Here is a 19783-nt window from a genome sequence, read left to right as displayed (position 1 = left end):
AAGTTAACCGCCCGACGCAGGCGCGATCAGAGCGTGGGTTTTTTCTGCAACAGCGGCATGACATCCGCCATTTCCGGCCCGCGTTCACGCCCGGTAACGGCTTTGCGCAGTGGCATGAAAAGCTGTTTGCCCTTGCGGCCTGTCGCCTCTTTCACAGCTGCGGTCCAGTTGCCCCAAGTGTCCGCCGTGTAGGGTGGGCTATCGAGCAGGAAAAGCGCTTGCGCGACGAAATCCTTGTCGTCCTCCGCAACAAGAGGTGTGGCACCATCCCGGAACATGGCCCACCAAGCCGCGACATCATCCAATGTGTTGATATTGTCGCGCACGACCTGCCAAAATGGTTCTGCCATCTCGTCGGGTACGCCAGCCGATGTCAAGACATCGGCCACGTCCTGGGAACCCAGGGTGCCCAGATAGCGGGCGGTCAGCGGCTTGAGATCTTCGGCATCGAACTTCGTGGGCGCAGAGCCGAATTTCGACAGATCGAACCCTTCGACAACCGCGTCCACATTGCTGCGCAGCTCCACCGGATCAGAGGACCCCAGCCGCGCCATCAGCGACAGGACCGCTTGCGGCGCAATGCCTTGCTTGCGCAAGTCGCGCAACGCAAGGGTGCCCAGCCGTTTCGACAGCGCTTCACCCTGCGGGCCGGTCAGCAGCGAATGATGCGCAAAGCGCGGCACGCTGCCGCCCAGTGCCTGAATGATCTGAATCTGCGTGGCCGTGTTGGTGACGTGATCAGAGCCGCGCACAATATCGGTGATCCCCATTTCAACATCATCAACCACAGAGGCGAGCGTATAAAGGATCTGCCCGTCATTTTTGAACAGCACCGGGTCACTGACCGACGACGCATCAATCGAGATATCGCCGATAATCCCATCCGCCCATTCAATGCGTTCGTGATCCAGCTTGAAACGCCAGTGCGATCCGCCGCGTTCCGCGCGCAGGCGAGTTTTTTCGTCCTCGGACAGGTCCAGCGCTGCCCGGTCATAGACCGGCGGCTTGCCCATATTCAGCTGCTTCTTGCGTTTAAGGTCAAGCTCTGTCGGTGTCTCAAAACACTCATAAAGCCGGCCCATGTCGATCAGCTGCTGTTTGGCGGTGGCGTAACGGTCCATCCGCTTGGACTGATATTCGATCCGATCCCAGGTTAGGCCCAGCCAGGTCAGGTCGTCCTGAATGCCCGCGATATATTCGTCCTTTGATCGTTCCTGATCGGTGTCATCAATGCGCAGAACGAATGTGCCACCATTTTGGCGGGCAATCGCATAGTTGAACAAGGCGGCACGCAGGTTGCCGATATGCAGCCAGCCGGTCGGCGATGGGGCGAATCTGGTCGTGGTCATGGGATGTCTCCTGTTGCGGGACGCTTTGTCATGCCTGTGCGCAATTGTCCATGCAGGCAGGCCCCGGGCAGAACTTTGGCTTGCCTGACATGCCCCACGCGCTACCCTTGCGTCATTCATTGCAATGAAAGGTTCACTCCGATGAAGCTGACACGTCGTCAAACTCTGTTATCAGGTGCCGCGCTTCCCATGGCTGCCACCCTTCCGACCGTTGCCAGTGCCGATGCCCATACCGCCGCCTTGCCGACGCATCGCGACTTTACCTTGGGCGATTTCAAGGTGACCACAGTTCTGGCAGGCAGCCGCAGCGTGCCTGACCCGCATACGATTTTCGGCTTGAATGTCGATGATCCGACCTTTGAAGAGGTCAGTTCCGCCAATTTCATCCCAACCGATGCCGCCCAGTTCTTTTTCACCCCGACCGTGGTGAATACCGGGGCAGAGGTGATCTTATTTGATACCGGGCTGTCCCCTGCCGGTACCACGGCGGCCCTGAACGCTGCCGGGTATGATGCCGATGATATCACCCATGTGGTGATTACCCATATGCATGGCGACCATATTGGCGGGCTGGCCGATGATGGTGGGGCCGAAACATTCGCCAATGCGGCCTATGTGACCGGGCAGGCCGAGTTCGACCATTGGGCGGCGGCTGAAAATGATGGGTTTGAGGCCAAAGTCCGCCCGCTGGCGGAAAAGTTCAGCTTTATCGGCGATGGTGATGCCGTCCGTCCCGGCATTACCGCTGTCAACGCCTTTGGGCATACGCCGGGACAGTTGGCTTTCATGCTGGAAAGCGGCGGACGCCAGCTGCTGCTTATGGCCGATGTCGCCAACCATTATGTCTGGTCAGTGGCCTATCCCGATTGGGAGGTGCGGTTTGACATGGACAAAACGATGGCCGCCGAAACCCGCCGCCGCATCCTTGGTATGGCCGCGGCGGACCGCGTGCCATTGATCGGCTATCATATGCCATTCCCCGGCATGGGCTTTATCGAGACCCGCGGCGATGGGTTCCACTATGTGCCGCATAGCTATCAGTTGATCTGATCCACATGCGCCGTCCGGGGTGACCGGGCGGCGCCTTATGTCGGGCTAACCGTCCACCGGCGGCCCAAGTCATCCAGACCGGCCCGCACCAGTTCTTCCACCACGCGCAGATCTACATCAGCGAGCTTGTTGATATAAAGGCAGGACTTGCCGCGCTTGTGCTTGCCCAGCCGGGACAACAGATCGCCGAAATCCGCATAGCCGGGCATGATGTAGAGCACCATATTGGCCTTGCGCGGGCTGAACCCGGTGGCAATAGAATCGCCCGTGTGCCCGCTGTCGTAGACATAGTGATATTGCCCGTAGCCGATGATCGACGGCCCCCACATCTGCGGGTGCCAGCCCGTCACGCGCTGGAACATCGCGTCGAGAACCTGCGCATCGGCCCGCCGGGTCGGGTGGCTGACTGTCGCGATAAAGTCTGCAACAGGCTGTGCGGTTGGTTGGGTTTTGTTCACGATGATGGCCCCCTTGGGAAAAGACTAACAGATTACGTGGCGCAGTTAACGCAAACTTAGGCGAGACAGGTTTATATAGATATTAAAGGGCCTGCCTGAACAACGTCATGCAGCGCCGTTGCCATCCAGAAGGATGCGTCGGTAGAGACCGACTTATCGTTTTTTCGAGTTGTCACGTATTGACGCGCAATACCTTCGCTGGGGGGTGTAGGCTGCGTTTGTGTCAAGACATCGTCATCCGTGGTGGCCGCGAAGCGCAGGCGCTGGTTGTAATGCAACACGTGCCTGCGCGACGCTGGGCCTCACCCTGTATCACTGACACCCCATTGGCGCGCCGACTATGCGACCGGACACGCGAGGTTTGGCGACATGTGACGCGCAAGCGCTTACCGCCGATGTGCGATCTGTTTTTGGGCAAAGCTGTTCATACGCCCGACCATTTTCTTGGGCTTTTCTGACAGATGGCCAAAATGGATCTGCTGTTGCGACCCCAAAAGACCAGGCCCCGTTTTTACGATCACCCAGCGCAGGATCGGGATGAAGTAGACATGCACACCCTTGGTCCGCGCACCATGATAATCGCTCCACGGACGCTTTGGCTTGCCCATGACGGAAAACCCATCATTATCCGCCTCAAACGACGGTTTTTGGGTGAAATAGGCGTGGATGATGCGCAGCATCACAAAGGTAAAGCCGAGACACCAAGCAAGGCCAATCCAATACATCAACGCGATATCTGCGTCAGCAATCCGCATTATGATACGGCCGACCGTGATCTGGAAAAGGCAGAAGAGAGAGCCGCGGATCATTGATCCTTGGGACGTGTAAAGTTTCACTGATTACTCCTGTGTGAATACGAACAATGCGTTACACAGAATATGTGCGAACCCGACCGAAATATGGCCCTTTCAGGAAGATGATCGGATCACCCGACGTGCGGGTGAAATCAGCTGCTATCGCGCCAGCGATTTACGATTGGATAGCGCCGGTCAAGCCAGAACGCTCTGCTGGACAGGCGTGGGCCGGGGGCCGACTGGAACCGCTTGTATTCACTGATATAAATCAGATGCTCGATCTTTTTTACGGTTTCCCGGTCATAGCCTGCGGCCACGCAGTCAGCGACCGAGGCCTCGTCGTCGACCAGCATCTTCAGGATACCGTCAAGGATGTCGTAGGGCGGCAGGCTGTCTTCGTCCTTTTGATCCGGCCGCAGCTCTGCCGAGGGCGGCTTGTCGATGATCGCCACGGGGATCACTTCGCCTGCCGGGCCTTGCATCCAGTCACGGTGGTGGGCGTTGCGCCAGCGGGCGGTTTCAAACACGCGGGTCTTGTACATATCCTTGATCGGGTTGTAGCCGCCCGCCATGTCGCCGTAAATCGTGGCGTAGCCCACCGCGACCTCGGATTTATTGCCGGTGGTCAGCAGCATTTCCCCGAATTTATTCGATTGCGCCATCAGTAGCAGGCCGCGCAGACGGGATTGAATGTTTTCCTCTGTCAGATCGGCGGGCAGATCGCCGAATAGCGGCGCAAGCGCCTCGGTCACAGCGGCGCGGGGGCCAGCGATATTGACGGTATCGTAGGTCACGCCCAACGCATTTGCGGCCGCAGCGGCGTCATCCAGCGAGCCTTGGCTTGTGTATTCTGACGGCAGCATAACACAGCGCACGTTTTCTGGGCCAAGCGCATCGGTGGCGATGGCCGCCACAATCGCGCTGTCGATCCCGCCGGACAGGCCCAGCAGCACTTTCTTGAACCCGGTTTTGCGCATGTAATCGCGCAGCGCCAGCACCATTACGTGGTAATCCTGTTCGATACTGCCGGGCAGTGCGGCTTTTTCGCCATGCAGGGCTTCCCATCCGTCATCTGTCTGACGAAAATCCACATGGGCAATCGCGCTGTCAAAAACCGGCATTTGCATGGCCAGCTGACCGCCACGGTTCAGCACGAATGATCCGCCATCGAACACCTGATCATCCTGACCGCCGACCATGTTCAGATAGACGAGCGGTACGCTGGTTTCGATGACGCGGGCGACCATTTTGTTCATACGGATGGAAAATTTGTCGCGGAAATAAGGTGACCCGTTGGGCACAACGAAAATCTCGGCCCCGCTTTCGGCCATCGCCTCGCAGACGTCGGGATACCACGCATCTTCGCAAATCGGGCTGCCGATTCGCGGGCCGCTCCCGGTGGTGTAGGGGCCCGAGATTCCGTCGCTCTTGAACAGGCGCACTTCGTCGAAGATATTGAAATTGGGCAAAAAATGCTTGCGCATTGTGGCAATGATCCCGCCATCCTTCAGCACGAAATAGCAGTTATAAAGCTTGCCATCTTCCATCATCGGGCCGCCAATGGCGAGCGCGGGACCATCGGCGCAATCAAGCGCGAGCGTGCGAAGATGCAGCATCGCATCGGCAATAAACGCAGGTTTTGTGACCAAATCCTGTGTTTGGTAGCCGGTCAGAAACATTTCCGGCAGAGCAACGAAATCAGATTTCGCGTCCTTGCCGGCCTCCCATACATCACGTGCCTGCGCTGCGTTTCCGGCGATATCGCCGACCGTCGGATTCAACTGCGCCAGCGTTAATCGATATAATTTTGTCATAGTTTCGTCCCAAAGCACTGCGAAGGATGTAGCAGAAAGAAAAGCGGTTGAAAGGCATGTGCGTCAGAAATTGGCCATATATACTTCCAAAGCCGTTGTAAGGATGCAGGCCGTCATCTATCCTGCGCCGTGAAATGTGGATCGGAGATTTTTGATGAAGATGTTTGAACTGCCACAAGCGATCGCCGTAGTCATTTTGACGGCAGGGCTTGCGGTGACTGCACAGGCGCAGACGGTCCAGACCAAGCAATACGACGATGGCGGCATTTACGAGGGCGCTTTTCAGAACGGCAAGCAGCACGGCACCGGCACCTACCGTCTTCCCAACGGGTACGAATATACCGGCGCATGGGTCGAAGGTGAGATCCGCGGCGAAGGCGTTGCCCGCTTCCCCAACGGCTCTGTCTACGAGGGCGCGTTTATTGCAGGCAAGCCCGAAGGTCAGGGCCGGATTACCTTTGCCGATGGCGGCACATTTGAAGGTGACTGGGTCGACGGCAACATTACGGGTCAGGGCGTGGCTGAATATGCCAATGGCGTCGTCTACGAAGGTGAATTCCGCAACGCGATGCATCACGGCATCGGCGTCATGACCAGCCCCGACGGTTACGTCTACGAGGGCGAGTGGGTCAACGGGATCAAAGAAGGCCAGGGCAAGATCACCTATCCCGACAGTTCCGTCTACGAAGGCCAGCTGCGCGCGGGTGAACGGGATGGCACCGGCACGCTGACCATGGCTGATGGCATGGTTTATGCCGGAGCATGGGTCGATGGACAAATTCAGGGCAAGGGGCGCCTGACCCAACCCAATGGTGACATCTATGATGGCGATCTGGTCGCAGGTCGCCGCGAAGGTCAGGGCACCGTGACCTATGGCAATGGCGATGTCTATGAAGGTGGCTTTGTGAATGACCGCCGTCACGGCACCGGCACCTTCCGGGGGACCGATGGTTATACCTATGTTGGTGACTGGGACGAGGGCAAAATCGCCGGAACGGGTGAAGTGACCTATCCTGACGGCTCTGTCTATGCGGGCAGCTTTGCCGATGATCTGGCCGATGGGACAGGCAAGATCACCTATCCTGACGGATCGACCTACGAAGGTGACTGGGATATGGGTGTGATCAACGGGACAGGCGTTGCCACCTATGTGAACGGCCTTGTTTATGAAGGCGAATTCCAGAATGCCAAGAACCACGGTGAAGGCAAAATGACCTACGCCGATGGCTATGTTTATGACGGTGAATGGGCCAATGGCCAGCGCAACGGTCAAGGTCGCGCCACCTATGCGGACGGCACAGTCTACGTGGGTGCCTTCAGCGAAGGCCAACGTGACGGCGAAGGTGAAATCACCCTGCCTGACGGGTTCAGCTATACCGGTGAGTGGAGCAATGGTGAAATCAACGGCGAAGGTGTCGCGACCTATGCCAATGGCGATGTGTACGAGGGCAGCTTTGTCCGGGGCCGCCGCGAGGGCGAGGGTAAGATGACCTACGCCACCGGTCAGGAAAGCATCGGAATTTGGTCGGACGGCGCGCTGGTATCCGAAACGACCGAAGGTAACTGATCGGTCAAACAATTGAAACGGCTGCGGTCTGATCACCGCAGCCGTTTTTCGTTTTTACAAAGGCTGTCTGTAAATGCGTTTTTGTCGTTCCGCCGCTGCGCTTTTGCTGAGTATCCTGCCGTGGTGGACAACCCCTGCGCTGTCGCAGACAGTGCTACCCGATTGTACCGTCGTGAATGCAGCTAATTTTGGCGCGCAATTCGGTCCCGTTGACCATGACGCCACCCCGGCCCCCTGCGCATTGAATTGGGTAGAGGGCGGCCGCAAGATGCGGGTCGTCTGGTCGCACGCTGATGAAGATTTCGCTGTCAACCTCAGCGGTGATGCCGTTGCCGGTTTCGCGCTGTCGTCTGCCCGTCCACCCCATCTGATTGATATTGACAAGGATGGCTGGCTTGATCTGGGCGTCCTCACCTTGGTCGGCATGGTCAACAGTGATTATGAATTCTTTCGCTATGATCCATTCGCCCAAGACTTCCGCGCCCTTGGTGCTATGAATGGCGCCCAATTCGCCCGTGACCGCGCCGGATATCTGGTTAGCGACGCGCGCTCCAGCTGCTGCGCGCGGGTGATCTCATTCCATGATATCCGGCAGGACAGCTTGGAAAAGCTGATGGAAATATCTGTCCGTGGGGGCGAAATATCAGGCTGCAAAGTGACCATTGGCGCGCAAAGCTATGACGCGGCTGACGGCCCCGACCTGCTCCCCCATGCGCCTGACCTGATTGAGGCCTATTGCAACTACTATGATGACGACGCGGCACTGTATGAAAGGCAGGCCGACTTACGACCGGCGGATGGGGAAAAATACGTTGTGCCGGACGGCACCGTTTTTCACTGTGCGCTGATTGGTGGCACCCATATGGTGACGGTGACCCATGACGGCGATCACTTTACGTATCGCTATGGTCCAATTGGCGGCAGGGCAGAGCTGACGCTGCACAGACGGGCCGCAGAGGTGGGCGTGCGAGCCTATGGCGGCACAGAGATAGCGTATTTCGGCCAGATCAGTTTTCAGAATCGGGGTTATACATATCAGCTGCATACCACCTACGATGCGGTGGACCGCAGCGACGATCAGTCAGCGTACGCGCGGAATAACGTGGCACGTGGTTTGACCGTTATGAAAGACGACAGCGCAAGCGGGCCGGTTTTCGACAAAACCTGTTTGGCAGAACGCGCATACGATGCCATCGCGACGCTGGATGCGAATTAGACCGCCTCTCCACCATCCAGCCGCGCTAACCAATTTGTCGCCTCTTCCAGAACCGTCTCGCGCTTTGTGTCATCCATCCGGTCCCAGACCCGATACATATTACCCATGCGCGGGATACCTGCAAAGCGGTCGCGGTGCCGGTCCAGAAAATGCCAATACAGCAGGTTGAACGGGCAAGCGTCCGGCCCGGTTTTATCCTGCACCCGATAGGCGCAGTTGCCGCAGTAATCTGACATTTTGTGAATGTAATTTCCGGATGAAATATAGGGTTTTGATGCGATGATACCGCCATCTGCGAATTGGCTCATCCCGATGACATTGGGGGCTTCGACCCACTCATAGGCATCAGCATAGACAGCCAGATACCATTCATGCACCTGCATGGGGTCGATCCCCGCGAGCAGGGCAAAATTGCCCGTCACCATCAGGCGTTGGATATGATGGGCGTAAGCCTCTGCCTGCGTTTGCGCCACAGTCTTGGCAACGCAGTTCATCGCTGTGTCAGCCCCCCAGAACATCGCAGGCAGTTCGCGATCATGGCCCAGAGCATTGCGGGTCACATAATCCGGCCCTTCGCGGAAATAGATGCCGCGCACATATTCGCGCCAGCCAATGATTTGGCGGATAAATCCCTCTACCGCGTTCAGCGGGGCATCACCATCGCGATAGGCCTGTTCGGCAGCGCGGCAAACCTCTAGCGGGTTCAAAAGCCCGGCGTTCACGTAAAGCCCGATAATCGCGTGATAAAGAAAGCGGTGATCATCCAGCATCGCATCCTGATAATCGCCAAACTGCGGCAACCCGCCCTTGATCCAATAGGTCAAGTGCCGCCGCGCCTGCCCAGTATCGGTGGCAAACCAAAACGGGCGCAATGTGCCGAAATTGTCGCCAAACCGGGCGGCCACCAGGTCGAGCACATCTTCAACCACATCATCCGGCGTAAATTGCATCGGACCGCTGTAATCGATGTCGTTCGGGGCGGGCTTGCGGTTCTCGTGGTCATAATTCCACTTGCCGCCCTCTGGTTTGTCGCCATCCATCAACAGGCCAGTCTTGCGCCGCATATCGCGATAGAAATACTCCATGCGCAGCGCCTTGCGCCCTGCGGCCCAATCGTCGAATTCCTGATGTGTCGCGATAAAACGATCATCGGGCAGGCTGTGTGTCTTCAACGGCATATTACCGAGTGCCGCGATCAGCCGCCATTCGCCCGGTTCGGTGTAGACGACACCGGCCGCATCATATTCAGCGGCGCGTCGGATCAGCTCGCCAGTGATTGAGCCGCAGTTGTCCGGATCATCCAAACGCGTATAGGTGACCGTCCAGCCGTCATCGCGTAGTTTGGTGGCAAATTTGCGCATGGCCGCAAAAATGAACGCAATTTTCTTGGGGTGGTGGGCGACATAAGATGCCTCATCCATCACTTCTGCCATCACCACGATATCAGTGTCTTTGTCGCATTTGCGCAAAGCACTAAGGTGCGGCGACAATTGATCGCCTAGGATCAGGACCAATCTCACCAGATAACCTCTTGCCCTGCATAATCATAAAACCCGCCGGTCTGGTCCCGGCGCAGCCCGGCGATGACGGCGAGCAGATTTGTCGCTGCACTGTCGGCAGTCACTGTCTTGTGGCGATCCGCATAATTGGCGGTAAAGGGCGTTGCGACCGTGCCGGGATGCAAGGCAACACAGATAGAGTTCTTATGCGACCGGCCCAGTTCAATCGCTGCGCCATGCACGACTTGGTTCAGCGCCGCCTTAGAGGCGCGATAGCTGTACCAGCCGCCAATCTGATTGTCGCCGATTGACCCGACCCGGGCCGAAAGAACCGCAACAACAGCCCGCCGGTCCTTGGGCAGTAGACGCGCGGCATGGCGCAGGATCAGCGCGGGGCCGATGGTATTGACCGCAATGACCTGTGCCATCGTATCCGCATTAATGGCAGAGAGCGATTTTTCCGGCGCGTGGCCCGCAGGGGCGAGGATGCCGAGCGCGACAAAGACCATGTCAAAGGGGCCATCAACCGCGCCCAAACATTTATCTACTTGCTCCGGACGGGCCACATCAAAACCATCGGCGCGACGCGACAGGGTGATAACTTCGGCCCCATCGTCACGCAGCCGGGCCGCCACAGCCGCGCCAATCCCCCCGCTTGCCCCCAAGATCAACGCCCGCATCTCAACCTCCGTATTTGCGACGAGACCTAGCGCCGACGCGACAACGGGCAAGAAAAGGAACAGCAGCGTTCAGGAATTTTGCACATCCTGCAATTCATGACTTTTCAACCTTTCAAAGTTTTGTATAGTTCGCATCATGATGTATCGCGCCCATATCCCCAGCAATGCCCCCACCGGGCTGATTGCGCGCGACCTCCTACTCCTTAGCCGCTTCTGAGCGTGCCTTTCGGCGCGACCGCTCGGAAGGGATCAGCGCCGACATTTTCACGCTAAGGAACACATCATGAAAGCCATCAATCTTGCTGAAAAACTCAGCCTGCTCGACACCCATTGGGACCCCAAAGCAGCCGCGACCAGAAATGACATTGATGTCATGGTCGTGACGTTTCATGGCGCACCCAATTCCGGCGACGCGGACCACACGGCCGCCGCCCACAACATGATTTAAGGAGGAAGCGTCATGACCAAGGATAAAGTCCTGATCTTCGATACTACATTGCGCGACGGCGAGCAGAGCCCCGGCGCGACCATGACCCATGCCGAAAAGCTGGAGATCGCGGAACTGCTGGACGAAATGGGCGTCGATATCATCGAGGCCGGGTTTCCCATCGCCTCGGAAGGGGATTTCCGCGCTGTCAGCGAAATTGCAGAGCGCGCCAAGAATTCGGTTATTTGCGGCCTTGCCCGTGCCAATTTCAAAGATATCGACCGCTGCTGGGAGGCCGTGAAACACGCGCGCCAACCACGCATTCACACCTTTATCGGCACATCGCCCCTGCACCGGGCGATCCCCAACCTGAATCAAGATGAAATGGCCGAGCGGATCCATGATACCGTCACCCATGCGCGCAATCTTTGCGACAACGTGCAATGGTCGCCGATGGATGCGACCCGCACGGAAGAGGATTACCTGCGCCGCGTTGTGGAAATCGCGATCAAGGCAGGGGCCACGACGATCAATATCCCTGACACGGTCGGCTACACCGCACCCGTGGAAAGCGCTGATCTGATCCGGATGCTGATCGACAAGGTTCCCGGCGCGGATGAGGTGATCTTTGCGACGCACTGTCACAATGATCTGGGCATGGCGACGGCGAACTCTTTGGCGGCTGTTGATGGCGGCGCACGGCAGATCGAATGCACGATCAATGGGCTGGGCGAACGGGCCGGGAACACCGCGCTGGAAGAGGTGGTGATGGCGCTGAAAGTGCGTGGTGACATCATGCCCTATCAGACCGGGATCGACACGACGAAGATTATCAACATCTCGCGCCGTGTCGCCACAGTTTCGGGCTTTGCCGTGCAGTTCAACAAGGCGATCGTCGGCAAGAACGCCTTTGCCCATGAAAGCGGGATCCATCAGGATGGGATGCTGAAGAACAGCGAAACCTTCGAGATCATGCGCCCTGCTGATGTGGGTCTGGCAGGGACATCCTTGCCTTTGGGCAAACACTCTGGCCGGGCGGCGCTGCGGGCAAAGCTGGCCGAGCTGGGGTTTGATCTGGCCGACAACCAGTTGAACGACGTTTTCGTGCGCTTCAAGGATCTGGCCGACCGCAAGAAGGAAGTCTTTGATGATGACCTGATGGCGCTGGTCTACCAGAATGAAAGCGGTGATGACCGCCTGAAGCTGAAATCCCTGCGCGTGGTTTGCGGCACTGATGGGCCACAAACAGCGGATATGGTGATGGAAATCGACGGCACCGATGTCAAGACATCGGCCACGGGTGACGGTCCGGTTGATGCGACCTTCAATGCGGTGAAATCGCTGTTCTCTCACAAGGCGCGGTTGCAGCTTTATCAGGTGAGCGCTGTCACCGAAGGCACCGATGCCCAAGCCACGGTGTCTGTCCGGATGGAAGAAGAAGGCCGCATTGCAACGGGCCAGTCTGCCGATACCGATACGGTTGTCGCCAGCGCCAAGGCTTATATCAACGCGTTGAACCGGCTGTTGGTCCGGCGCGAGAAGTCCGCCCCGGGCCATGATGTGAAGGGCGTTAGTTATAAGGACACGGCATGATACGTGGCTTCTGCGCGGCGTTGGGGGTGGCGATGATGACGACACCACTTGCCGCGCAGGACCGCTGCCCAACCCGCGCCGACCTGAACGAAGGGTTGCGTCTTATTGCGACCCGACAAAGCGTGAGCCGCCTGTTCGTGGCGCGGGATCATGGGTTGACCGTCTGGCATCTTGATACGCCAGATGGCCCTGCTACAGGGCCGGGATGGCAGCAGCCGCATGCCCTGCTGCCGGGCACGCGTGCAAGTGCGACCGGTCCTTTGACGATAGCTTACGCGGCCGACATTGACGGCCTGGATACTCTTTCAAAAGGGCAAAACTGGATATCCGACGTTACATATCTGCAAGACGGCAGGGTGGCTGGTATCGGGCGGGTGGAGGTCGTTGCCGAAGGCCAATCACCCTTGTCGCCGCACCGGCTGGGGCATTGCACCTACAAAGTTCTGACCTACCGTGTTGCCGTCCATATTGATGGCGCGACGCCGCTGTTCGACATGCTGGATTATGCGCCAGATCTAGGTTTGGTTCTGACCGAAACGCCGCTCGATAGCATGGGTACACCGCATGGTGGCATCGCCTATGATGCAGTCGCTTTCGGCTTTCCGCGTGGCGATATTGAAAAATAATAATTTCCAGGCGTGGATCACGACCGTTCCGGGAGTAAAAATTGAAAAAGTGAAATAAGCAATTTGCCGCTACCTTGCATAAATCAAGGGGTTCTCACTGTCTCGCACCCGCTTTATAACCATTTGAAACGGCGACATCGGAACAGTCGCGGATTTTGAATATATTGAGGAAGACCAACAATATGGCAGGCTTCGGCGGGTTGTTTTCATCGGACATGGCGATTGACCTTGGGACAGCGAATACGCTGGTCTACGTCAAAGGGCGCGGTATTGTCCTTTCAGAGCCTTCAGTGGTCGCTTATCATATCAAGGACGGTGTCAAAAAGGTGCTGGCGGTCGGCGAAGACGCCAAGCTGATGCTAGGGCGGACCCCCGGCAGTATCGAGGCGATCCGCCCGATGCGTGACGGTGTGATTGCGGACTTCGACACCGCCGAAGAAATGATCAAGCATTTTATTCGCAAGGTGCACCGGCGGTCAACTTTCTCTAAACCCAAGATCATCGTCTGCGTCCCGCATGGCGCGACCCCGGTCGAAAAGCGCGCGATCCGTCAGTCAGTTCTGTCTGCGGGTGCCCGCCGCGCCGGGTTGATCGCGGAACCGATTGCGGCGGCCATCGGGGCCGGCATGCCCATCACTGATCCGACCGGCAACATGGTTGTCGATATCGGTGGCGGTACGACCGAGGTCGCCGTGCTGTCCCTTGGGGATATCGTCTATGCCCGCTCTGTCCGGGTCGGTGGCGACCGCATGGATGAGGCGATCATCAACTATCTGCGCCGTCAGCATAACCTGTTGATCGGTGAATCCACCGCTGAACGCATCAAGACCTCTATCGGGACGGCCCGCATGCCTGATGATGGGCGGGGCCAGTCCATGCATATTCGCGGCCGCGACTTGCTGAATGGTGTTCCCAAAGAAACCGAGATCAGCCAGGCCCAAGTGGCCGAGGCGCTGGCGGAACCCGTGCAGTCGATTTGCGAGGCGGTGATGACGGCGCTGGAAGCCACCCCGCCGGATCTTGCCGCTGATATCGTTGATCGCGGCGTGATGTTGACCGGGGGCGGTGCGCTGCTGGGTCAGTTGGACCTTGCCCTGCGTGAGCAGACAGGCTTGGCGATTTCGGTTGCTGACGAGTCGCTCAATTGTGTGGCGCTCGGCACCGGCCGTGCGCTGGAATATGAAAAACAGCTGCGGCATGTGATAGACTACGACAGCTAAGTTTAAGGCGAGGTAGCACTGGCACGCGACCGGAACAGTGAAGATTATGTTGGCCCGATCCGCAGATTGCTGGTCGGGGTGCTTGTGCTTGCGCTTATGGTGTTGTTCCTGTTCTGGCGCATTGACAGCCCGCGTGTGGAACGGTTCCGCGCCATGGCGATTGATGCGGTTGTGCCATCGTTCGAATGGGCGATGGCCCCGATCACCGGCATCGCCAACCTGATTGGCGATTTCCAAAGCTATCAGCAGCTGCGGGCGCAAAATCAGGATTTGCGGCGCGAGCTGCAGCAGATGAAAGCCTGGAAAGAGGCGGCGCTGCAATTGGAACAGGAAAACGCAAAGCTGCTCGACCTGAACAATGTCAGCCTTGATCCGCAACTGACCTATGTCACCGGTGTCGTGATCACCGATAGCGGTTCCCCCTTTCGGCAGTCGGTGCTGATCAATGTGGGCGCGCGTGATGGGATCGTCGATGGCTGGCCCACGATGGACGGGATCGGTCTGGTCGGGCGCGTGGCGGGTGTGGGCCGCGAAACGAGCAGGGTGCTGCTGCTGACCGACACATCAAGCCGGATTCCGGTGACGATCCAGCCGTCCGGGCAAAAGGCCATTCTGGCAGGTGACAACACGCTGAACCCGCCGCTGGAGTTTCTGGAAGATACCGCGCTGGTGCGCCCCGGTGACCGGGTTGTGTCATCCGGCGATGGCGGGATTTTCCCTGCTGATTTGCTGGTTGGTCAAGTGGCGCTGGGCACCGACGACAGGCTGCGCGTGCGCTTGTCGGCAGATTATCAGCGGCTGGAATTTCTGCGGGTGCTGCGCTCACAACCGCATGAAGACATCACCGATCCCGGCGGGCTTCTGGCGCCCGAGGCCGAATTCTTTGGCCCGGCAGCGCCCAATCCGGTTTCGCTGAACACGGCGGATATCGGTGATGGCTGAGACGCATGTCGCCCGGCTTTGGATGAACCGCAGCGCATTTGTCCTGCTTGCCTTTGTACTGATCGTCACTCGGCTTGTGCCGTTGGATGCCCGCCCGGACACATGGGCGCCGCCCGATATCCTGCTGGCAATGACGCTGGTCTGGGTGGCGCGCCGCCCGGACTATCTGCCAGTTTATGTCATCGCCGTAATATTTCTGATGGCGGATATGTTGTTTCAGCGTCCGCCCGGTCTTTGGGCGGCCCTCGTCGTTCTGTTGACCGAGGCGGTGCGCAGGCGCGCGCATGAATTCCGTAACATGCCGCTGGTGTTGGAATGGAGCAGTATCGCCTTTGGCATCGCCGCGATCACGCTGGCGAATCGGATGGTTCTTGCAATTGTGATGACCCCACAGGCCCCGTTGGGCCTGACTTTGGTTGAAATGACGCTTACTATTCTGGTTTATCCGCTTGCGGTTTTTGTGGCCTATACCTTGTTCGGGGTGGGCCGTCCGAACCTGATCGACAATGGCAAGAGAGCACGGCTATGAAACGCAGTCCCAAGGATGTGATCGACAGCGCCCGCATGATCAGCCGACGCGCGCTTGTGATGGGGACCGTGCAAGTCGGGGTGATTGGTGTGCTTGGGATGCGGCTGCAATCCATGCAGGTCGATCAGGCCGATGAATACCGGCTGCTGGCCGAAGAAAACCGGATCAACATCCGCCTTCTGCCCCCGGCCCGTGGTATGATCTTCGACCGGAACGGGATTGCAATCGCCGATAACGAGCAAAATTACCGTGTCGTCATGGTGCGCGAGGATGCGGGCGATATCGGGGAAGTGCTGGCCAAGCTGACCGAGCTTGTCGATATCAACCCAGAGGTTCTGGCCCGCGCGATGGACGAAATGCAGCGCCGCTCGCCCTTTGTGCCAGTGACAATCGCGGACCGGCTTAGCTGGGAAGACGTGGCGCAGATCAACCTGAACACGCCCGCACTGCCCGGCATCACCGCCGAGGTGGGGCTCAGCCGTGTGTACCCCTGGGGCGCTGATCTGGCCCATGTGGTGGGCTATGTCGGCCCTGTCAGCGATTACGATCTTCAGCGGATTGATGATAATGACCCGCTGTTGCAAATCCCGAAATTCCAAATCGGCAAGTCCGGGGCGGAAAACAAGATGGAACATACGCTGCGCGGCAGCGCTGGCGATAAACGGATCGAGGTGAACGCCGCCGGGCGGATCATGCGCGAACTTGACCGGCGCGAAGGCGAACCGGGCAAGGATGTGCAGCTGACCATCGACAGCCGTCTGCAATCCTATGTGCAGGCACGGCTGGACGGCCAAAGTGCGGGCGCGGTGGTGATTGATCTTGAAAACGGCGATCTGCGTGCGGTCGCTTCGGCCCCGGCTTTTGATCCGAACCTATTCGTGCGCGGAATCTCCAGCCGCGACTGGACCGCGCTGAACGAAGACAAGTATCGGCCGCTTGCTGCCAAGGCTGTGCAGGGTACATATCCTCCCGGTTCGACCTTCAAAATGGTCGTGGCGCTGGCCGCGATGGAGGCTGGCGTTACAACCGCCGAAGAAACCGTCTATTGCGGTGGCTATACAGATGTCTTCAACATCAGGTTCCACTGCTGGAAACGCGGCGGGCATGGCAATATCAACCTGCACGAAAGCCTGAAGCAAAGCTGCGACTGCTATTACTACGAGATCGCCCAGCGGGTCGGCATCGACAAGATCGCCGAAATGGCGCGCAAGCTGGGGCTGGGCGTCCGGCACGATCTGCCACTGTCCGCCGTGGCAACCGGGCTTGCGCCTGACAAGGAATGGAAATCATCTGTCCGGGGTGAAAGCTGGCGGATTGGCGATACGGTCAATGCTTCCATCGGGCAGGGTGATGTGCTTGCCTCGCCATTGCAAATCGCTGTAATGACCGCGCGGCTGGCAACAGGGCGCGAAGTCACCCCGCGTCTGATCCGGCTGATCGACGGTGTGGCGCAACCCAGCGGGTTGGGTGAAAGCCTTGGGGTGAATGAAAACACCCTGCGTCGCATTCGGTCCTCTATGTATGATGTCTGCAATCATCATCGCGGCACAGGCTATCGCTCTCGGATTATTGCCGAGGGGCACAAAATGGCGGGCAAATCGGGCACTAGTCAGGTGCGCCGGATCACAGCAGAAGAACGCGCGGCGGGTGTCATCCGCAACGAGGATCTGCCATGGGAACGGCGGGACCATGCACTGTTTACCGCTTTCGCACCGTTCGATAATCCCCGCTATGCGGTTTCGGTGATTGTCGAACATGGCGGCGGTGGCTCTGCTGCGGCCGCACCCATCGCGCGCGACATCATCCTTCAGGCACAATTCGGCGGGCCACCCCCGCTAGAGGCTTATCCCAGCGACGTGCGTGACAGGATCGCAGCACAGCAACGCCGTATCGAAGAGCGGATACCGCCGGGATCGTCAGGTCTTGTTCGTGCATGAGCTATCTTGAGTATAACACCAAATCCGTCCCGGCGGGGTTTCGCAAACTACTCTATCTGAACTGGCCGGTGATTGTGCTTTTGACGGCTGTCGCCTCTTTCGGGTTTCTGATGCTTTATTCGGTTGCGGGCGGACGGGTCACCCCATGGATGGAACCGCAGTTAAAGCGGTTTATTGTCGGCATGGTCATCATGGTCATTGTCGCGATGGTGCCGATCTGGTTCTGGCGCAATATGGCCTTTCTGGCCTATGGCGGTTCCCTTCTGTTGTTGCTTGCCGTCGAATTATTCGGCGAGGTGAATATGGGGGCGCAGCGTTGGATCAACCTTGGCTTCATGCGGCTGCAACCATCAGAGCTAACTAAGATCACGGTGGTCATGTTTCTGGCCGCATATTATGATTGGTTGCCGAACAACAAGACATCGCACCCGTTCTGGGTTGCAATGCCGGTTCTGTTCATCCTAATCCCTGTTGCATTGGTGATCAGTCAGCCCGATCTAGGAACCTCGCTTCTGCTATTGATGGGCGGGGCGACTGTCATGTTTCTGGCCGGCGTGCACTGGGGCTATTTCGCGACGGTGATTGGGGCGGGTGTGGGGACCATATTCGCTGTGTTCGAAAGCCGTGGAACGCCTTGGCAGTTGCTCAAGGACTATCAATACCGGCGGATTGATACGTTTCTGGACCCATCAAATGATCCGCTGGGAGCAGGCTATCACATCACACAAGCCAAGATCGCGCTAGGGTCTGGCGGCTGGACCGGGCGTGGTTTTATGCAAGGCACGCAGTCCCGGCTGAACTTCCTGCCCGAAAAACACACCGACTTTATCTTTACCACCCTGGCCGAGGAATTCGGCTTTGTTGGTGCGACGACCTTGCTGATGCTCTATCTGCTGATTGTCGCCTTTTGCATTATTTCAGCGCTGAATAACCGGGATAGGTTCGCGTCACTTCTGACGCTCGGCATCGCGATGACGTTCTTTTTGTTCTTTGCTGTCAACATGGCGATGGTGACCGGGCTTGCTCCTGTCGTCGGCGTCCCGCTGCCGCTTGTCAGCTATGGCGGCTCGGCCATGATGGTTCTGCTTGCAGGTTTCGGATTGGTGCAAAGCGCCCACGTACATAGGCCCCGCTAATGATCAATATCCTTTTCGCCGGCGACACTGCCGTCTGGGACGAATACGCCCCGCATCTGCGTAGCGCCTTTGATGCTTTGCCTTTTAACGCCGACCTCAGCCGGGATCACGCGGCAGATCAGGTGGATTATATCATCTTTGGCGGTGGAGAGACCCCGCTAAAAGATTTCACCCCTTTCACCCGCGCCAAGCTGGTGCAGCGGCTGTGGGCGGGGGTGGAGGATATCGTTGGAAACGACACGCTTAACATGCCGCTCGCGCGGATGGTGGGCGGCGGGTTGGATCAGGGTATGGTCGAATGGGTGACAGGCCATGTGTTGCGTCACCATCTGGGCATGGATGCGCATTTGAACGGGCAGGACGGTGTCTGGCGCAATGATGTCACCCCGCCCCTGTCGCGAAACCGTCCGATCACGATCCTTGGTCTTGGCGCGCTGGGGCAAGCCTGTGGCACAGCGCTCGCTGCGCTTGGTTTTCCTGTCACGGGGTGGAGCCGCAGCCAAAAAAACGTGCCCGGCCTGCGCTGTCTGTGTGGCGCGGACGGGTTTGCTGCGGCGCTGTCCACAGCGGAAATCCTTGTGCTGCTTCTGCCCAAGACGCCCGCGACCGAAAGTATCCTTGATGCCGCAGCGCTGGAAAAACTGCCGAAAGGTGCGGTTGTTTTGAATCCCGGACGCGGCGGGCTGATCGACGATCAGGCCCTGCTGCAGGCGCTCGACAACGGGCATATTGCGCATGCCACGCTGGATACGTTCCGCATTGAACCTCTGCCTGCCAATGATCCGTTTTGGCCACATCCGCAGGTCACCGTGACACCGCATATCGCCTCGGCCACCCGACCCGACCTTGCCGCTGAAGTCGTCGCGGAGAATATAGCGCGCGGTGAGGACGGAAAACCGTTTTTGCATCTTGTCGATCGCGCGGCGGGGTACTGACGGCGTCGCGT

18 protein-coding genes are annotated in these 19783 nt (G+C 58.2%); 12 read left to right on the top strand and 6 right to left on the bottom strand.

All coding sequences use genetic code 11. From position 1 onward, the window contains the following. Positions 1-26: 26 nt before the first annotated feature. Positions 27-1349, bottom strand: coding sequence for a glutamate--tRNA ligase (gene gltX / locus ACJ5NV_RS18095; RefSeq protein WP_411645993.1), 1323 nt, complete (start codon positions 1347-1349; stop codon positions 27-29). Between the two features lie 189 nt (positions 1350-1538). Here gltX and ACJ5NV_RS18090 point away from each other — a divergent pair, with 189 nt between their 5' ends. Then, on the top strand, positions 1539-2399 hold the full coding sequence (locus tag ACJ5NV_RS18090) for an MBL fold metallo-hydrolase (RefSeq protein WP_411645991.1): 861 nt from the start codon (positions 1539-1541) through the stop codon (positions 2397-2399). A 35-nt stretch (positions 2400-2434) separates the two neighbouring features. Here the strand turns inward: ACJ5NV_RS18090 and ACJ5NV_RS18085 are convergent, their stop codons facing one another. The 3 genes from ACJ5NV_RS18085 to ACJ5NV_RS18075 all read right to left on the bottom strand — a co-directional run bounded on the left by ACJ5NV_RS18085 (position 2435) and on the right by ACJ5NV_RS18075 (position 5465). After that, entirely contained in the window at positions 2435-2863 is a 429-nt protein-coding gene (locus ACJ5NV_RS18085) for a DUF1801 domain-containing protein (protein ID WP_411646006.1), read from the bottom strand. A gap of 380 nt (positions 2864-3243) precedes the next feature. After that, positions 3244-3693, bottom strand: coding sequence for a hypothetical protein (locus ACJ5NV_RS18080; protein WP_411645990.1), 450 nt, complete (start codon positions 3691-3693; stop codon positions 3244-3246). 110 nt (positions 3694-3803) lie between these two features. Next, a complete protein-coding gene (locus tag ACJ5NV_RS18075; protein WP_411645989.1) occupies positions 3804-5465 on the bottom strand; it encodes an NAD+ synthase in 1662 nt (553 codons plus the stop codon). Between the two features lie 160 nt (positions 5466-5625). Here ACJ5NV_RS18075 and ACJ5NV_RS18070 point away from each other — a divergent pair, with 160 nt between their 5' ends. Both ACJ5NV_RS18070 and ACJ5NV_RS18065 read left to right on the top strand, forming a co-directional pair. After that, positions 5626-7032, top strand: coding sequence for an MORN repeat-containing protein (locus ACJ5NV_RS18070; protein WP_459167129.1), 1407 nt, complete (start codon positions 5626-5628; stop codon positions 7030-7032). A 73-nt stretch (positions 7033-7105) separates the two neighbouring features. Then, a complete protein-coding gene (locus ACJ5NV_RS18065) occupies positions 7106-8248 on the top strand; it encodes a hypothetical protein (protein ID WP_411645985.1) in 1143 nt (380 codons plus the stop codon). Here ACJ5NV_RS18065 and ACJ5NV_RS18060 read toward each other — a convergent pair. Both ACJ5NV_RS18060 and ACJ5NV_RS18055 read right to left on the bottom strand, forming a co-directional pair. Continuing rightward, complete coding sequence (locus ACJ5NV_RS18060) at positions 8245-9768, bottom strand: cryptochrome/photolyase family protein (RefSeq protein ID WP_411645984.1); 1524 nt, start codon at positions 9766-9768, stop codon at positions 8245-8247. The genes ACJ5NV_RS18065 and ACJ5NV_RS18060 overlap by 4 nt on opposite strands. Then, on the bottom strand, positions 9765-10427 hold the full coding sequence (locus tag ACJ5NV_RS18055) for an SDR family NAD(P)-dependent oxidoreductase (protein WP_411645982.1): 663 nt from the start codon (positions 10425-10427) through the stop codon (positions 9765-9767). Before ACJ5NV_RS18055 ends, ACJ5NV_RS18060 begins: the two co-directional genes overlap by 4 nt. Positions 10428-10710: 283 nt before the next feature. Here ACJ5NV_RS18055 and ACJ5NV_RS18050 point away from each other — a divergent pair, with 283 nt between their 5' ends. The 9 genes from ACJ5NV_RS18050 (at position 10711) to ACJ5NV_RS18010 (ending at position 19772) form a co-directional block, all read left to right on the top strand. Then, positions 10711-10875: a cupin domain-containing protein gene (locus ACJ5NV_RS18050; RefSeq protein WP_411645981.1), complete on the top strand. Its 165-nt coding sequence runs from the start codon at positions 10711-10713 to the stop codon at positions 10873-10875. 12 nt (positions 10876-10887) lie between these two features. Beyond that, on the top strand, positions 10888-12447 hold the full coding sequence (locus tag ACJ5NV_RS18045) for a 2-isopropylmalate synthase (protein WP_411645980.1): 1560 nt from the start codon (positions 10888-10890) through the stop codon (positions 12445-12447). Further along, a complete protein-coding gene (locus ACJ5NV_RS18040) occupies positions 12444-13073 on the top strand; it encodes a hypothetical protein (protein WP_411645978.1) in 630 nt (209 codons plus the stop codon). The genes ACJ5NV_RS18045 and ACJ5NV_RS18040 overlap by 4 nt, the downstream gene beginning before the upstream one ends. A 182-nt stretch (positions 13074-13255) precedes the next feature. Then, complete coding sequence (locus ACJ5NV_RS18035) at positions 13256-14293, top strand: rod shape-determining protein (RefSeq protein WP_411645976.1); 1038 nt, start codon at positions 13256-13258, stop codon at positions 14291-14293. Positions 14294-14311: 18 nt separating this feature from the next. Next, the gene (gene mreC / locus ACJ5NV_RS18030; RefSeq protein ID WP_411646004.1) at positions 14312-15235 is read left to right on the top strand and encodes a rod shape-determining protein MreC; all 924 of its coding nucleotides are present in this window, start codon (positions 14312-14314) and stop codon (positions 15233-15235) included. Next, positions 15228-15764, top strand: coding sequence for a rod shape-determining protein MreD (locus ACJ5NV_RS18025; RefSeq protein WP_411645975.1), 537 nt, complete (start codon positions 15228-15230; stop codon positions 15762-15764). The genes mreC and ACJ5NV_RS18025 overlap by 8 nt, the downstream gene beginning before the upstream one ends. After that, positions 15761-17701, top strand: coding sequence for a penicillin-binding protein 2 (gene mrdA / locus ACJ5NV_RS18020; RefSeq protein WP_411645973.1), 1941 nt, complete (start codon positions 15761-15763; stop codon positions 17699-17701). Before ACJ5NV_RS18025 ends, mrdA begins: the two co-directional genes overlap by 4 nt. Next, positions 17698-18837, top strand: a complete 1140-nt coding sequence (gene rodA / locus ACJ5NV_RS18015; protein WP_411645971.1) for a rod shape-determining protein RodA — start codon at positions 17698-17700, stop codon at positions 18835-18837. The genes mrdA and rodA overlap by 4 nt, the downstream gene beginning before the upstream one ends. Beyond that, positions 18837-19772, top strand: a complete 936-nt coding sequence (locus ACJ5NV_RS18010) for a 2-hydroxyacid dehydrogenase (RefSeq protein ID WP_411645970.1) — start codon at positions 18837-18839, stop codon at positions 19770-19772. The genes rodA and ACJ5NV_RS18010 overlap by 1 nt, the downstream gene beginning before the upstream one ends. The last annotated feature ends 11 nt before the right edge of the window (positions 19773-19783 follow it).

The organism is Loktanella agnita, assembly GCF_046640325.1.
Taxonomy (GTDB): Bacteria; Pseudomonadota; Alphaproteobacteria; order Rhodobacterales; family Rhodobacteraceae; genus Yoonia; species Yoonia agnita.
Note: the sequence above shows the minus strand (reverse complement) of the source record. Positions and strands in the feature narration are given on the sequence as shown.

Excerpts from the sequence above, each read along its gene's own strand:
- gltX (WP_411645993.1), bottom strand. The coding sequence starts at position 1,349 with ATGACCACGACCAGATTCGCCCCATCGCCGACCGGCTGGCTGCATATC.
- ACJ5NV_RS18090 (WP_411645991.1), top strand. The coding sequence starts at position 1,539 with ATGGCTGCCACCCTTCCGACCGTTGCCAGTGCCGATGCCCATACCGCC.
- ACJ5NV_RS18075 (WP_411645989.1), bottom strand. The coding sequence starts at position 5,465 with ATGACAAAATTATATCGATTAACGCTGGCGCAGTTGAATCCGACGGTC.
- ACJ5NV_RS18070 (WP_459167129.1), top strand. The coding sequence starts at position 5,626 with ATGTTTGAACTGCCACAAGCGATCGCCGTAGTCATTTTGACGGCAGGG.
- ACJ5NV_RS18065 (WP_411645985.1), top strand. The coding sequence starts at position 7,106 with ATGCGTTTTTGTCGTTCCGCCGCTGCGCTTTTGCTGAGTATCCTGCCG.
- ACJ5NV_RS18055 (WP_411645982.1), bottom strand. The coding sequence starts at position 10,427 with ATGCGGGCGTTGATCTTGGGGGCAAGCGGGGGGATTGGCGCGGCTGTG.
- ACJ5NV_RS18050 (WP_411645981.1), top strand. The coding sequence starts at position 10,711 with ATGAAAGCCATCAATCTTGCTGAAAAACTCAGCCTGCTCGACACCCAT.
- ACJ5NV_RS18045 (WP_411645980.1), top strand. The coding sequence starts at position 10,888 with ATGACCAAGGATAAAGTCCTGATCTTCGATACTACATTGCGCGACGGC.
- ACJ5NV_RS18040 (WP_411645978.1), top strand. The coding sequence starts at position 12,444 with ATGATACGTGGCTTCTGCGCGGCGTTGGGGGTGGCGATGATGACGACA.
- ACJ5NV_RS18035 (WP_411645976.1), top strand. The coding sequence starts at position 13,256 with ATGGCAGGCTTCGGCGGGTTGTTTTCATCGGACATGGCGATTGACCTT.
- ACJ5NV_RS18025 (WP_411645975.1), top strand. The coding sequence starts at position 15,228 with ATGGCTGAGACGCATGTCGCCCGGCTTTGGATGAACCGCAGCGCATTT.
- mrdA (WP_411645973.1), top strand. The coding sequence starts at position 15,761 with ATGAAACGCAGTCCCAAGGATGTGATCGACAGCGCCCGCATGATCAGC.
- rodA (WP_411645971.1), top strand. The coding sequence starts at position 17,698 with ATGAGCTATCTTGAGTATAACACCAAATCCGTCCCGGCGGGGTTTCGC.
- ACJ5NV_RS18010 (WP_411645970.1), top strand. The coding sequence starts at position 18,837 with ATGATCAATATCCTTTTCGCCGGCGACACTGCCGTCTGGGACGAATAC.